This window comes from Peribacillus frigoritolerans (genome assembly GCF_001636405.1).
Taxonomy (GTDB): Bacteria; Bacillota; Bacilli; order Bacillales; family DSM-1321; genus Peribacillus; species Peribacillus frigoritolerans.
Genome location: NZ_KV440950.1, coordinates 5,313,384 through 5,329,370 on the forward strand (window position 1 = coordinate 5,313,384; position 15,987 = coordinate 5,329,370).

Here is a 15,987-nt window from a genome sequence, read left to right on the forward strand (position 1 = left end):
TTATGGGATTCCCAATGGTCTATTTTAAAGCTTTGCAGGGAAAAGAGGTGCAATACAACTGAGGAAACTAACAGGCACACAGCATATACCAACTGAAATATTATGGTTTTTTATTTTAGGGTTCTGTTCAGTCCCAACACTTGGAATGAACCTGTATCCCTAAAGTACTTCATTACCTTAACAAAGAATGAATATAAGTTCAAATGATGCGGGACGGAATTCTTGCCTAAAAAGCCCATTTACGCCATCGATTCTAAAGGTTATGGAAGACACCAAAAACCTTGATATACCAACACTTCGGCTTCCTATAATCATAAACTCCCAACATCGGCCACAATTTTTTTTCAGTTTTTTTAATTCTAAAATCATCCAAAAAGTGGGAAAGGTGATTTTAGAATTAAAAATCACATGGCAAGATTGGGATTTCACACATTTTTTTTAATGGTTATGTTTTATGCAGCCATATAAGGAAATGTGTCATATATACAGAGAAAAACCTTGAAACAAACATTTCATTTCAAGGTTCATGCATATTATCGATACAAACTATTTAGCATTCCGATGTTCATCAAAATCAATTTGGCATTCCTCTAGCGGAGTTACTTTCGTTTTCTTTATGAATTTATAACCAAGCCACATCACCAGAAAGAATGGGATGCCAAGATAGGCAGCGAACACACTGGCCCAGTTAATGTCATCGCCAATAAAGGCTTGATAGTTTTGCGCCAATAATACGAAGAAACAAAGAGCAAAGGAAAATATCGGGCCGAAAGGAAACCATTTGGATTTATAGGGGAGATCGTCCAGTGAATACCCTTGAGCAATATAAGCTTTTCTAAAGCGGTAATGGCTTGCCGCTATACCGAGCCAAAATATAAATCCAGTGACTCCAACCGCATTCATAAGCCAAATATAAATGACTCCATCACCGAAAATGGAAGCAAAAAAGGCCAACATCCCTACAAGTGAAGTGACAACCAATCCCCAAATGGGAACGCCGCGTTTGTTAAGTTTGCCAAAAATGCGCGGTGCCAGCCCTTCTTTTGCCATGGAGTATAACATTCGGCTTGTCACGTAAAGACTCGAATTACCTGCGGATAATACGGCTGTCAAAATGATGGCATTCATCACGGAAGCAGCGAATGCCAGTCCCACTTTTTCAAACACCATCGTAAATGGGCTAACCATGATCGTGTGTCCCTGCAGACTGCCATTCGTATAAGGAACGATCAATCCGATAACCAATATGGCCAGGATATAAAAGAGGAAGATTCTCCAAAAAATGCTGCGAACTGCACGTGGTACATTTTTTGCCGGGTCTTCACTTTCACCGGCTGCAACACCGACTATTTCTGTACCTTGAAAAGAAAATCCAGCAGCAATGAAAATACCCAATGTTGCCAAAAAACCACCGGCAAACGGAGCGTCACCAACTGTGAAGTTTTTAAAACCAATCGCCTCTCCGTTCATGATCCCGAATATCATCAATATTCCGACAACTATGAAAATGATGATGGTCGCCACTTTGATGAGGGAGAACCAATACTCCCCTTCGCCATACCCTTTAACGGATACGTAATTCAATAAGAATATCAAAACTAAAAACAATGAACTCCATAAAAAAGACGAGCTGTCAGGAAACCAAAACTTCATAACCATCGTTGCGGCAGATAGTTCCGCAGCAAGAGTCATTGCCCAAGTGAACCAATAGTTCCAACCAAGTGCAAACCCTAATGCTGGGTCGATGAAACGCGAAGCATAGGTACTGAAAGCGCCGCTGACCGGCATAAATGACGCCAGTTCTCCAAGGCTTGTCATAATAAAATAAACCATTATGCCAATTACGGTGTAAGCGACCAAAGCACCGCCAGGCCCCGCAGAGTGAATGGCTGGCCCGCTTCCGAGAAACAGCCCTGTTCCAATTGCACCGCCCAGCGAAATCATCGTAAGGTGGCGTGCTTTTAGCTTCCTTTGTAATGTATTTGACGGCTGGTTTTTTTCATTTATGACAGGTGGTTGCAATTGCCGATTTTCCAAATTAGATTCCCCTCCAAAAATGCATGTTTAATCTAGCACGAATAGGTAAAGTCGATCATTCCATCAATAGTCATTTCCTGCATTTATTACTATTTCAAGGTCATTTTCTCTAATAGACCTTTTTTGGATTTCTGGGATCTTTGTAGCATTTACATAAAGGTGTTAGGCTTAAAGCCCAAGTCAAAGGGCTATAAGCCTAACGTTCATTCGGATATTCCGAGCTTCATATTATGTTGTAGGTAAACTCCTATGAATAAATGAATTCCAGTCAATTTGCAGTAACCAGCTTGCCGTTGCTTCAATATCCTTTGAAAAGATACGATCTTGTGTAATGCTTGGAATGAGCTTTCTTGCTTCCGTATAAAACTCTTTTGTAAACGGGGCCATCTTCTCTATTCCACGGTATTCAACCGCTTGTAAGGCACAAATGAGCTCAATCGCCAAAACACGGCGAACGTTTTGGATGATTTGATGTGCGTGCCGGGAGCCAATCGTTCCCATGCTTACATGATCTTCCTGATTCGCTGAAGATGGAATGGAATCAACACTTGCAGGATGTGCGAGTGTTTTATTCTCAGAGACTAGGGAAGCTGCACAATATTGCATGATCATCGCTCCCGACTGCAAGCCAGGTGAAGGGCTCAAGAATGGCGGTAAATCATTCAGCTGAGGATTGACGAGTCGCTCAATCCGGCGCTCTGAAATATTTGCAAGCTCTGCAACAGCGATTTTCATGAAGTCCATCGCAAATGCAATCGGCTGTCCATGGAAGTTCCCTCCTGAAATAACCTTTTCCCCATCGTCAAAAATAAGCGGATTATCCGTCGCTGCATTCATTTCAATTTCCAATTTTTCTTTTACATAATCAAGAGTTTGCCATGATGCCCCATGCACTTGCGGGATGCAGCGAAGGGAATAAGCATCCTGAACCCGCAGTTCTCCTTGCTTGGTGATGAGCTGGCTGCCGCTGATCATGCGGCTAATCCGTTCAGCGACCTCTGTTTGCTGGCGGTAACCGCGTGCTAGATGAACATCCGGATCAAAGGCATCTTCAATGCCGCGTAATCCCTCTAAAGTCAGTGAAGCAATCGCTTCAGTTTGATGGGCCAGCTGTTCGGCTTCAATGTAATTTACGAGGCCCATCCCCGTCATGGCCTGTGTTCCGTTAATTAATGCAAGACCTTCTTTTGCTTTAAGTGTCACTGGAAGAATGCCTTCTTTCGATAAAGCTGCGATGGCCTCCATTCGCTCTCCTTTATAAAACACTTCCCCTTCTCCCATCAATACTAGCGCCAAATGCGAAAGCGGCGCCAAGTCCCCGCTTGCCCCAAGAGAACCTTGCTGAGGGATGACCGGGTGGATATGAGCATTCAAAAGATCGATCAAACGTTCAATGACGATAGGACGGACGCCGGAGAACCCTTTTAATAGCGCGTTGGCACGGAGAAGGACCATAGCTCTCGAAACCACCTCTGGAAATGGTTCCCCGACTCCGCACGCATGGGAATGAATCAAATTCCACTGTAGCTGCTCAGCGTCCTCTGCATCAATCAAAACATCGCTGAACTTTCCAAAACCTGTTGTGATGCCATAGACGACTTTCTTTTGTTTCACGATATTTTCAACCGCTTCGCGGCTTTTTTCCACTTTCTTTACACTTTCGGCTGAAGCAGAGACAAATGCTTCTCCATACAATACTTTTTTCGCTTCTTCAATCGTTAAAGTTTGGCCCGTTAACATAATCATTTCCTGCACCCCTATTCTTTTTTTGAACAAACAAAAGGAGGCCATATTGACAGACTTATCCAGTCTATCAATACAGCCCCCTATTTCACTAAATAACTATAGGCTTTTAATTATTTAAATGTGGTTAATTCCCAAACCGACGGCTTCATGTTCAAATCCCCGAACCGGTGCTCCAATCGTTCCATACACGGCGACAGCAATCCATTCACCTTCGGCACCGTTTTTAAACGGCCTGCCCCGAACGATTGCAAACCGAAGGCCCGCAGTCCTCAAAAGACCGCCAAGCTCGACTTGGCCGCGTGTCACTCCTTGGAGTGCTTCGATGATCGCATGATACAGCGCATGCATTTCACGATACATATCGGGATTGACCAATCCAAGTCTTTTCGCAGATGTCTCAATGGCCGCAACTATTTTCTGCAGCTCCATTGAACCGACTTTACCTTTTCCATAAAGCCAATCCATCCGCTTAAGTTCATTCGTCAATATGACTTCTTCCTCTTCGTCCGCAAATGCGTACATGATTGCATGGCGCCCAATTCTTTTGTCGAATTCCTTTGTCATGCAGGTACCTCTTTTACAATTTTCTAAATACACTAATAACTAAATATTATTGTAAGCGGATACAGGCTGTTCGGTCAATATATTTTTTAAAATAGTTCTTTTAGGGGGATGAATCATCACTCCCGAAAGCAGTCGAACAACCATCATCTAAATCCTTTCTAGAAAACGACCATGCCTGCAAAATAGCCCATCTTCACTAGTGTCCTTGAAAATGGGCTTTTTTCTGATTACATGTTTTTCACGAGTAAGTAGATAAAATACCTATTATCGAAAGGATAATCCCCACCGGCAATTCCATCGGAGCCAGATGGCTCTTCCTAATGTATTGGCAGATAACAGCAATAAGGAACCTAAGATTGGTTTTTGCATGTCTCACCCCACTAATCTCCTGGCTATATGCGGGGCGATCAGCCTAAGAACGTAATGCCTCCGCCCACCGAAACGCATACACCTGCCAATGCGACTGAAATCAGCAATAAAGGCCTGCGTTCCTTTTCTATCTGTACACCAAATCCAATGGCAATCGGGTCACCCAAGCGCAAAACATCCAATACTTTGGATTTATAAATCGCTAAAGTAATCGATACGACCAACCACGGCAATAACGCCCATACAAAGGTCCAATTCGTCCCCCAGATCATCCCGGATAACAGATTAATGCCTTCATGAAATTGTTCGGTTCCATAGATTAGTGACAATTAAACATGCCGATCGCATCATCGTTGTACAAAATGGGGAAATCATCGAACAAGGTGCCCATGATGATTTGCTCCATCAAGACGGAGCATATAAAAACCTGATCCTTGCCCAAACTGTATGGAATAAAGCTTCCAGAAATTCTGATGGAACAAGAAAAAAGGCCTCCCGACATTAATGGGAGGTCTTAAACTTTATGGAGATTTCCGTTTATTCATTCGTTTCCAATGCTTCATAAATCGCAGTTACAACACTTCCATAGCTTCCTGTTTTGAAGAGGTCGCCAAAAAACTGATTGGAATTGGCTACAGGATTGACGAGCGGAGAGTGCTTTTTATTAGTAAGTAAAACGATCCCTAAATCCATTTCCGGATCAATGATCGTGACCGTCCCTGTCCATCCAGTATGACCATAGGCACTGTCGCTTGCAAGAGGACTGAACATCCACTCCATGCTAGCATCGCCATTTCGTCTCCAACCAAGACCATATGTAGGATTCATCTCGGAAGGTGCGACGAATTCATCGATTGTTTCTTGATAAAACAACGTATGTTTACCGTATCCCCCGCCATTCAGCATCACCTGCAGAAGGACGGCCATATCTTTCGTATTGGAGAAAAGGCCGGCATGCCCTGAAACGCCCCCCATCGAATAAAAGGCTTTTTCATCATGCACTTCCCCTTGAAGTGTGTATGTACGAATGTTAGGGAAATCTATCACGCCATCCCGGGTGTTGCCAAGCAATTCGGTTGCGGCAAAATCCCTTGGCTTAAAGCCCTTTCGCAGAGGATTGAACTTAGTATTTTTCAACCCAAGCGGCTTGTACAATTCATTTTCAACATAGACATCAAGCTGCTGACCCGTTATTTCTTCAACAATGGCACCAAGCAGCATATAATCGACATCACTGTAGACATTCTGTGTTCCAGGTACATATGTGAGCGGTGTCTTGGAAATGAACTCGATGGTTTTATCCCGCTCCTGGGAATAAAGTTCTTTCGAAACCTTTGGATTATGGTATTGCGGGTCGGGTCTAAACCCTGCAGTATGATGTAGAACATCAATAACCCTCAGATTGTCCTTTCCTTTGATCACATCCTCCTCCGTGTCTTTGAATTCAGGAATGTATTGCTGCACTCTTGCCTGGATATTCAGCTTGCCTTCGCTGACTAATTTCTGAATGGCAAAATTGGTTGCATACATCTTCGTGTTTGAAGCAAGGTCAAATAACGTGTCATTTCCCATTTTTTGAAACTTCTTAAGAGCTTTATGTTCATTAAACTTCTGTTTGTACCCGTAGCTTTCATTTTTAACGATCTTTCCGTCCTTTATGACAATCAAGGCAGCACCGGGGAAACCGGCCGCCACTTCCATTTCAATGAGCTGATCCACTTTTTCCAGCTTTTCAGACGAAAATCCCGCTTCTTCCGGCTTATTTACTTTCTTTAATATTGGATACTGACTGGCAGTCTCCTTACTCACAGCGGCTTCATGATTTGAGTTTTCATTAGCAAAAGACACGGAAGGTGCTAATAAGGAAAGTGCCAGAATTGAACTCAGTGTGCAGCTTGTCCATATATTCATCATTTTCCACTCCTTTGAAATCACTTTAAAAATAAAGAACAAAGAACAACTTAACCAAAAGATAATATTCTCATTCATTCCGTCCTTTTTTCACGTGGCTTTACAATTCGATAATATGTTCCGGATTGTGATTTGGATCTTTTATTCCAAATTGATTAATGCGGAAATTTCCCAAAGGAGGGTTATATTTACAAATAATTCTCAATTTTCAGTATATGTTATTTCTAACATCATTTCAATTTCATCTTGATATTTTTAAAATTATATTTCAAATCTTGAGCTTAAGTCATCCCCCGTTCTAAGAAGTAAAGCCTATGTTCATTAAAGCTCACTACTTTAATCAATGAGTCATTCGGATAAGTCCCAGACATCGATTTCTCCTCTACCAGATTCAAAATCACTTTTTCCACAAGGCTAATGTGAAGTATGAATTGATGCTAAATTTGGCTAATGGCTTTTAAGTTCATTGCATAAGAAACACAGAAGATATTAATACTATTTGAGAAATAAAGGAATATCAGTTGCTATCTGAGACAAGTATAGGGTGATGAAAATGTGGCAAACGATTGTTTCCTACCTACCAAAATGGCAGGTTTTTATACAGGCTTTCATTGTGTTTGTAATTCCGTATCTAATCGGCAAATTGTTTAAAGTGCTTCGCACCTCAAAGGATGAGTGATGATGATGAAAGAGTGGCTATCAAAGATTGGCAATAAAGGAAAAGATCCCGATAAAGACAAACAAGCACCTGCCTCACAAGATACAACGTGTCCGTTTACAGATAATCTTCATTTTAATCTTGAATGTCTTAAGCAAGAAATCGGCCATAATTGGGATGTCCATTTTCGGGAATTTAATCTTGGGCGTACCGGTATACGCTCGGTTATCATTTTTGTGGATGGACTATCGGATAAAGATCTCATTGATAAGCATATTATGCCATCATTGATGGTTGATTTTTCAGCAGAATATAAACAGAACCTTCCCTACCTCAAAGGGAGCATTTCAAAAGAATTCATAAAAAATGAAGTGTTATCCATTAGTGAAATAGAAGCTGTCCGCTCCATTAAAGAGTTAGCATCTAAAGTACTAACAGGTTCTACCGCCCTTTTAATTGATGGGTCTTTGGATGCACTGCTCCTTGGAACTGCCAAACATAAAACAAGGGCAATTGAAGAGCCGGTATCAGAGGCACTAGTCAGAGGTCCCCGTGTCGGTTTCACTGAATCATTGAGTGATAATACATCTTTTTTAAGATGCAGTGGTGAAATCGAGAATTTATCGTTAGTAAAATTCCAAGTAGGAAAGCGTTCAAAAAAGGATTTGGTTGTCGCATACATAAAGGATATTGTTGATCCCGAATTAGTTCAAGAGGTGGAAAATCGAATTAAGAAAATTGATATTGATAGTGTTCCTGAATCAGGTTATGTAGAGCAGCTTATTGAAGATAATTACCTTAGTCCTTTTCCGCAGGTACAGAATACAGAGCGTCCTGATCGCGTGGTCGCTGCTTTGATGGAAGGGCGAGTGGCCATCTTGTTAGATGGGACCCCTTTCGTTTTGATCGTTCCTGTTACCTTAAGCATGATGCTACAATCACCGGAAGATTATTATGAAAGGTGGATTCCGGGAACATTCATCCGTATGCTTCGTTACCTCGCAGCTATTCTGGCCCTTTTTACACCGTCGTTGTATATAGCTTTCATCTCATTTCATTCAGGATTGATTCCGACCAAACTGGCCATCTCCATTATCGGAACCAGGTCCGGTGTTCCGTTTCCGGCACTTATCGAAGCATTATTCATGGAAATAGCCATTGAAATTTTGCGGGAAGCAGGACTGCGATTGCCTAAGCCAATCGGTCCAGCAATGGGAATTGTCGGCGGTTTAATCATTGGGGAAGCTGCTGTTCAGGCAGGGATCGTTAGTCCTGTTTTGGTGATTGTGGTAGCGTTAACCGCCATTTCATCATTTTCCATTCCGCACTATAGTATTGGGATTACATTACGGATGCTTCGTTTTCCCGCAATGATATGTGCTGCCACTTTTGGATTATACGGGGTCATTCTCTTTTTCCTTTTAATGACCAGCCATTTAGTGAAATTAAAAAGCTTTGGTGTGCCTTACTTGAGTCCAGCCGTTCCTTATCGCTTAAGTGAGTGGAAAGACCTGATGGTCCGCATGCCGCTTATGATGATGAAACGCCGTCCAAAGATGTTGCATACAAAAAACCCCATACGTAAAGGATAACCTATCGGTGAAAGGGTGGTTAAAGAATGATTCTCAGTCCGAAAGACAAAATTACAACTCCTCAAGCAGCTGTCATTGTCATCAACTTCATACTCGGCACAGGATTGCTCACCCTACCCAGATCATCTACGGAGAAGGTACAAACACCAGATGCATGGATAAGCGTCATTTTAGGCGGAGTTATCACTATAACCGCTGGGCTGATCATGGTCAAATTAAGCCAACAGTTTTCCGAAAAGACCTTCTATCAATACATCAATGATATTGTTGGAAAATGGGTGGGCGGGTTACTGAGTTTAGTTGTAATCTGTTACTTTCTTACAACTTCCAGTTTTCAGATCCGTGCAATGGCGGAAGTAATAAGGTATTTACTTCTGGAGGGTACGCCTACTTGGGCAATTATTATGATTTTCATGTGGGTAGGTCTTTATCTTATCATCGGCGGCATTAACCCGATCGCCCGTCTATTTGAAATTATCTTACCTTTGACAGTTATCCTTTTTTTGGTTGTTACCTTCATGAGCTTTAAAATATTCGAGATCGATAATCTGCGTCCGGTATTAGGAGAAGGAATCGTCCCTGTACTAAAAGGAGTAAAAACAACGGCTCTCGCTTTTTCAGGGCCTGAAATCATGTTACTGCTTATTCCATTTATGAATTCACCAAAAAAAGCAGGAAAAGCCCTGCTTGTTGGAGTTTCCATTCCATTGATTTTTTACGTGATAACGGTCGTAATGGTTATCGGGGCATTATCTATTGATGGAGTGGTCCTGAGAACATGGCCGACACTTGATCTTATCCGAAGTTTTGAAGTTGCCGGGTTGATCTTTGAACGGTTTGAATCTTTATTGCTCGTTGTCTGGATCATGCAAATATTCGCCACATTTACCATAACCTACTTTGCAGCCGCTTTAGGGCTAGCTCAACTTTCGAAAAAGAGCATTCACCCCTTCATGTTTGGCTTGCTTCCGGTTCTATACATCATTGCCATGGTTCCGAAAAATATGAATGACCTATTTAAAGTAGGGGATTTCGTCGGCAATGTCGCAATGTTTTTATTTGGTTTACTCCCGCTTCTACTGCTTATCATCTCAAGAATAAAGGGAGGGAAAAAACATGAAACAATCACATAGCAATACACACCCCCTCTTCATTTCCCTCTCCGTTCTTTTGTTCTTATCCCTAACAGGATGCTGGAGCAGTCATGAAATTGAAGAGCAAAGTTTAGGCATAGGTTTGGCATTTGATAAAGCCAAGCAATCCTCCATCGAGAAAAAGTTAAACGAACAAGGGGGAGCTTATTCAAAAAGGAACCTGATTACTACAACCTATCAATTTATCACTCCACAGGTAGCGAGTTCGACAACGAAACAATCCGGACCACAACAAAAATCTTATGTTAATGTTTCTGAAACTGGAGACTCCATGCATCAAATGGTTCGTGAATTATCATTGAGGAGTGAACAACCCGTAACCGCTCACCATATGAAAGTGGTTGTTATCGGTGAAAATCTTGCAAGATCGTATAAGTTGGAACAATTACTTGATCAAAATCTACGGGAAAGTGAGCTTAGACCAAGCTGCCTTGTGCTCATCAGTAAAGGAAGAGCAAGCAATACACTGGAAACAAAGAAAGCAGGAGAAATTCCAGCGTTCCGTCTGGCTGGCATTGTAGAAAATGCCTATCGGACAACGAGGATATTGCCCCCCATGTCACATATTAAAGTAGAAAGCAAGATCAAATCAGGGTCTAGTTTTCTGATGCAAAAAGTTCTATCAGCAGATGGGCAAGTCAAATTTGCCGGAGCTGCCGTAATCGATGGAAAGACGCACAAAATGACTGGTACTTTGAATGAGGAGGAACTGGAGGGCGTAACATGGATAACAGGTAAGGGAAAAGGCGGTGTAGTGAAAAGCTTTGATAAAGAAACCGGTCAGCCGATTGTATATGAAATAGAGACCATGAAAAGCAGTATAATACCACATGTTAAAAGAGACAGCATTTCCTTTGATGTAAACATTGAATCAGTGGGGAGACTGTCTGAAAACTGGGTAGTTTCAGCAGGTACTTTTAAAAATGAATTTCTAAAAAATGCAGAAAAATCATCTGAAGAAGAAGTAAAACGCTTGGTGGGAAATGTATTGGAAAAAATGCAAAAAGAATATAAAGCGGACGTTGCTGGCTTCGGAAATCGTTTGAGAATTGAGCACCCCAAAGTATGGAATAAGGTCAAAAAGGATTGGGACCAAAGATTTAGTGAGGCTCCAATCAATTACGATGTAAAATTAACTATTAATGATTATGGAACTACAGGAGGATCAAAGAAGTGAATCCTCTGAGCTTCTAGCATTAAATGTTGGAAATGAAAACTATTTATACATATACGATGAGCATGAAAAGGCCTCCCACAGTAAACTGCGGGAGGCCTTTTGATTTTCCATCCAAAGATCAGCTTAATTCCACTTTAGTAATTTTACTTAAATGGACCTCATTTAAAATCGACTCTTCGTCTGCAACAACATATTCGATGACAGTCGGGCTTATGGTCCGAATATAAACAAAAGCTGAATCATCTACATGCTCAATTCGAAGCTTTTTCCTCTGTGCCTGCTTAATGTCAAGCTGGTTGGTACTAGCTTCCGGCAGGCTTGTGTAATAAATTTCAAAATCTTCTTCTGATGCATCAATGAAAAGATGCCATTTGTTATACTCTTCTTCTTGATCAATCATTGTTTTTAATTTCCCTTTTCTCCCGATGCCAAGAAAATACTTGAACTTTGATTCCCCATTCACCATATCGCGGTCAATAACTTTTATACTTCCGCCTTTTCTGCTTTGTACAAGCCCAAAGGCAACGCCTGTTTTTCCTGTAGGGGCTGTTATTATATCCCGGTTAACCACTCTGTTTCTCTCTTCTTGCTTTAAATAAGCGCCTTCTGTCCCCAGTGGCGGGAGAATCTCAAAAAGGTCACTAGACACTTCTCCCCAATTTTGAGTGTTCTGCACTTCCCTTTCAATCCATTTATTAAATAGACTCATGACAACCGGGGATTTACTTGAATTACCCGCAAGCAGTATATTCACTTTATTAATTTTACTGTGTACTGACCGGGCAAAAGCGCGCCGTAGAGACTCAAAGAAATTTTTAATGCCTTTGTCGATTCTTTCCTCAATCAACTGTTCCATTTCATCTTGATCGATCAATAGTTCCACATTGAGTTTGGCGCGGCCGGCTTTGTCAAATAAATCTGCCCGGATCATGCCTTTTCCAAACTGTTCTTCATACCGTTCATGTCTTTCCCAAAGCGGCCTTAATTTTTCCACCAATTGTTTCGTATTTAAATAGGATTCTTGTGACTCATTAATCAATGTTTCACTTCCGGGAAATTTCACACATTCCGCTGGGAGGGTAAAAGGAATGTTTAGCTCACGCATTGTTCTTTGGTTGTTTTTAAACACTTGGAACGCCAAAAGCTCCAGCATGTTCTCACCGCCTAAATACCGATCCCCGCCCGCTGCAAAATGCTCAATGACATAATCGTATCTGCTTTCTTTCAAGCCCGCTTCACGCCAAATCCCAAAATCAAAATCTGTCGTTCCTCCACCAAAGTCAAACACACCGTAGTACGTTTTTTCACCCTCTTCCGGTTCAAATCCGTATTCCTGTAACGCACAAACGGCATAGGCAGCAGGTTCACTCGCCCCAGCGGTGACACGAAACTTTTTCATTAATTCTTCATCCTGCTGAATCGGCATAGGAAGTGTCTTTTTTAAACCACATTCAAAACACGTTAGAATTTTTTCCCTTACCTCTTTTTCATACGTCACCGGGAAAGATAAGGTGTAATCGAGGTAAATTCCATTGTTCTGGTTATTGATATACAAACCGAGGTAATAGGCGTACAACTCGATTGGGTTGATTTCCTGATCGGTTAAGTCCAAAAAGGAACGCAGTACAACGGCATATCCCCTCTTGTCTTTTAATCGGAGTTCGTTATTCTTTTCCCCAGCCCACTGCTTTAGATTATTCAATATGGAATAATAATGGTCACTCTTTCCATTCATCAAGTTGTTAAGTGCATTGTGGGAAACCGTCACATCCTGCCACCTTGTATCCGGTCTTCCTTTTTTTTCTTGATATAGCTCCAGGAAATGTTCTAAATCAATAAATTCAATCACAGTTGGATTTTCATAATGCCAGTCTTGTACTTCCGTGTTTAGGTAGCCAACCCCAATACGCATGGGAAGAGTAACATCACTTTCTTCTTGATGAACGACAACTGTACTTTTCGTTCCAAAATCTATGCCGACTATACCGTCCTCCCTAATATCCATTTTAGGGTTTCTGGCCATTATTTCTTCGTTCAGCTTTATCGTTAAAGGTTTTTCATCAGAGGTGACAGGCCATAAATCCCAATGTCCCCGGTTTGGATCTGTTAGCATCTTATCATCATATGTATCAATATCAGCCCTTACTTTTTCAGAGTTTAAAAGCTTCTCATAAAACGTGTTGGAATCGATAGCGATCGATGGCAATTCTTTAAGAAAACTTTCATGATCTAATTCCTTTAATTGATACAATTCCAGCAAATAATCATACTCCTTCTGGCGTTCTGCGCTTAATCCGCTTGGAACTAACCGGTTTTCCAGCCAAAGATGGAGAGCCTTTCGGTCATTGATTTCAAAAGCATTTTCCCCATTTAAACGGAAGACGGGAACGAAAAATCCTTTTCCCAGCAAATTGTTTTTTTGATTTACTACATCGTAGCTTTGAATGTCGTACCCGTTGGATTTAAACGCTATCGATTTAGAAGAGTTAGCCGTTTGATTGGCAAATATCCTTGAAATGGAAGGATTTTTATTCGCGGAATAATCGTCTAAAGTTAATATTCTCTTATATACAGGGTGATCGGTTGTATTGAAACTTTTCGCAGCCTCTTCCCTCGTCATGGCATCACCTTTAAAACCGGAAACGTCCAGATGCTTTTTGTAGTCAAAATCCTCGTCCATTAATTCATAGTATTTTCTATAAGGAAATACCGCTGCGATGTTGTGATCATATATAATATTCCCATTATTCATGTAAACCCATCTGGAACGGAGCATCTTTTTAATGTCTTGAAAGAAGCTCGCTTCATCCTTGAAGAAGGTTTCTTCTGCACTCTGATATAAATGGCTGATCAACGATCTCACTTCTTTATAAGTCATTGAAATGGCAGAGACCGGAACGGTTTGGGAATCCGTTGAGAATAGAACCTGCTCTTCGTTCTTATTCATTAAGTATATGGAACTGTCTATGTTATTTTTTTCAGCTAAGCTTGTTACGTTCTCAATCGACTCTTTATCTTCCTTCGTTTCTTGTTTTTCAACTTCTTTTAATAATTCTTCAGAAATTGCATCACCAGAATCCAAATAACATATCAGGTCACCAATCTTGACTATAGTGTCCTCCGCTACGTTCAATTCTTTAAGGGTACCTTCTTTTTCTGAAAAGAGGTCAAATTCGATGCCCTCACAGCTGAATTTGGCTAAGCTTTCGCCCACCGTAATATACTCGCCTGGCTGTTTATACCATTGCACAAGAAGGATTTTTTCAATGCCTTCTTCAATCTCTGGGATAATAATCGATGTCATTGTATTTCTCCTTTACTATCATTCTCTGTTTCGCCTGCTAGATTCTCACAACGGTTTTTTTAATGGTTTTACCATTAATGCTTATATATCCTGGCAGCAGGACTTCCATGATGTTCCCGGATATTTTGCTATTGAGGGCCCTTATGTACAAGTCCTCCCTGAAGACCTCATTCATTTTCACTTCCTGTATTTTATATAAAGGGGTATCGTATGTTTTACTGTACTCTTGAAAGAAATACAGAAAAAGGGCGAGCAAAGTCTCTCTTTCCTGCTCCCGTCCTTCCATAATCTCGTTTTTGATAAAATCCCACAAAGATGAAATGTTTTCATATTGTACGCCACAGACTATAAATTCCTGCACGGAACCGCCCTTGAAGATTCCTTTCAAGGAACTTTTAGTGGTTTCGGATAATTGTTGAACAGCTTCGTAAAGTTTTTCTGCTTCCCGATAGTCCGCTCTTCTCTTTTGCAATTCATTATAATAGGATTCCATTTTCTCATTCAGATGGTGGATCATTATTTGGTACTCACTAATTTCTGCTTTTTTCGAGGCAAGCTCTTGTTGAAGTTTTGCTATTTCATTTTCTTTTTCTTTCAGCAGTTCCTTATGCTCCCCCGACTGACTATACGAGCCCGCATCTGCTATTGCTTGTATCTTTTCAATGACTCTTTCGTCTTGTAGGGAAACCATTAATGCCTCAATAAAACCATCATCCCATTCCTTATTCATCTTTACACTCCTTTCAAAAGTGTTAACCAATCGCTCTGTATATGCATGAAAGAGTTCCCTTTTTTCGCCATAGAAAAATCCCCTCCCAGATAGACTGTTAGGAGAATACAACCATAACTTATATACCAAGATATCAGTGGTGAGATTACTTATTTCTTATCAAAAATACGTATATAACGTATTAAAGATGTATGAATAATATGATGCTTACTTTCACTTTTCACTATTAAATACTCACAGTGTTCCATCCTTTTTAAGACTTCTTGTAAAACATCCTCTTTTTTACTGCTCAATCCTTTTTTTATTTTCTCCCACTTAACATCAGCGTCAAGAGTATAACAAACATAGAATTCCTTTAACAGGTTAATCTTCCCCTTAAATGCTTAGTTTCTTTAACTGTTTTTATTGTTTATATCTAATCCGAATTCATATTTTTCCTCAATCCGATATACTACCTTATGAGTACCACTTAATAATATTCGGTATGATCATGTTGTTTAAGTGGGTTGAAATGACTAGGGTAAACCTCCGGATTCCTTGATAAGAAAAGGCCTCCCCTCAGTAAACTGTGGGAGGCCTCAGACTGTAGACAAACTCGATGAAAATCGAGTTTGTCTACAGTTTTTTTGCTTGTACAAATTTAGACGTTGATTGGAACGTAGGCACTCGCTCCAATCAACTATGTTTAAAAATTTGGATAGAACTCCTTTTGCCTACAGTCTTTTTTGTTTTAAAATAGATCTAT

11 protein-coding genes are annotated in these 15,987 nt (G+C 40.8%); 4 read left to right on the forward strand and 7 right to left on the reverse strand.

Features of this window, described 5'->3' with window-relative positions; translation table 11 throughout:
• Window positions 1-546 precede the first annotated feature (546 nt).
• From A6755_RS25005 to A6755_RS27830, 4 genes are all read right to left on the reverse strand, one after another.
• Window positions 547-1,944, reverse strand: coding sequence for an amino acid permease (locus A6755_RS25005; RefSeq protein WP_082196652.1), 1,398 nt, complete (start codon window positions 1,942-1,944; stop codon window positions 547-549).
• Between the two features lie 321 nt (window positions 1,945-2,265).
• Complete coding sequence (gene hutH / locus A6755_RS25010) at window positions 2,266-3,783, reverse strand: histidine ammonia-lyase (protein WP_034306584.1); 1,518 nt, start codon at window positions 3,781-3,783, stop codon at window positions 2,266-2,268.
• Between the two features lie 114 nt (window positions 3,784-3,897).
• The gene (gene hutP, locus A6755_RS25015) at window positions 3,898-4,347 is read right to left on the reverse strand and encodes a histidine utilization transcription antiterminator HutP (protein WP_034306183.1); all 450 of its coding nucleotides are present in this window, start codon (window positions 4,345-4,347) and stop codon (window positions 3,898-3,900) included.
• A 407-nt stretch (window positions 4,348-4,754) separates the two neighbouring features.
• Complete coding sequence (locus tag A6755_RS27830; RefSeq protein WP_063592306.1) at window positions 4,755-5,045, reverse strand: iron chelate uptake ABC transporter family permease subunit; 291 nt, start codon at window positions 5,043-5,045, stop codon at window positions 4,755-4,757.
• Between A6755_RS27830 and A6755_RS25025 the strand changes: the two genes are divergently transcribed.
• Window positions 5,039-5,221, forward strand: coding sequence for a hypothetical protein (locus tag A6755_RS25025; RefSeq protein WP_063592307.1), 183 nt, complete (start codon window positions 5,039-5,041; stop codon window positions 5,219-5,221). The two genes, A6755_RS27830 and A6755_RS25025, sit on opposite strands and share 7 nt — an antisense overlap.
• A 32-nt stretch (window positions 5,222-5,253) precedes the next feature.
• Here the strand turns inward: A6755_RS25025 and pbp4b are convergent, their stop codons facing one another.
• Complete coding sequence (pbp4b, locus tag A6755_RS25030; RefSeq protein WP_063592308.1) at window positions 5,254-6,627, reverse strand: penicillin binding protein PBP4B; 1,374 nt, start codon at window positions 6,625-6,627, stop codon at window positions 5,254-5,256.
• A gap of 684 nt (window positions 6,628-7,311) precedes the next feature.
• Here pbp4b and A6755_RS25035 point away from each other — a divergent pair.
• The 3 genes from A6755_RS25035 to A6755_RS25045 are packed head-to-tail and all read left to right on the forward strand — an operon-like array spanning window position 7,312 to window position 11,208.
• On the forward strand, window positions 7,312-8,877 hold the full coding sequence (locus A6755_RS25035) for a spore germination protein (protein WP_376708711.1): 1,566 nt from the start codon (window positions 7,312-7,314) through the stop codon (window positions 8,875-8,877).
• A 26-nt stretch (window positions 8,878-8,903) separates the two neighbouring features.
• Complete coding sequence (locus A6755_RS25040; protein ID WP_063592310.1) at window positions 8,904-10,010, forward strand: spore germination protein; 1,107 nt, start codon at window positions 8,904-8,906, stop codon at window positions 10,008-10,010.
• Complete coding sequence (locus tag A6755_RS25045) at window positions 9,994-11,208, forward strand: Ger(x)C family spore germination protein (RefSeq protein WP_063592311.1); 1,215 nt, start codon at window positions 9,994-9,996, stop codon at window positions 11,206-11,208. The genes A6755_RS25040 and A6755_RS25045 overlap by 17 nt, the downstream gene beginning before the upstream one ends.
• A 118-nt stretch (window positions 11,209-11,326) precedes the next feature.
• Here the strand turns inward: A6755_RS25045 and A6755_RS25050 are convergent, their stop codons facing one another.
• Together A6755_RS25050 and A6755_RS25055 are read right to left on the reverse strand one after the other, a co-directional pair.
• Window positions 11,327-14,512 carry a biotin/lipoyl-containing protein gene (locus A6755_RS25050; protein WP_063592312.1) on the reverse strand — a complete coding sequence of 1,062 codons (3,186 nt, stop codon included), beginning with the start codon at window positions 14,510-14,512 and terminating at the stop codon, window positions 11,327-11,329.
• Between the two features lie 37 nt (window positions 14,513-14,549).
• A complete protein-coding gene (locus A6755_RS25055; protein WP_063592313.1) occupies window positions 14,550-15,242 on the reverse strand; it encodes a coiled-coil domain-containing protein in 693 nt (230 codons plus the stop codon).
• Between the last annotated feature and the right edge of the window lie 745 nt (window positions 15,243-15,987).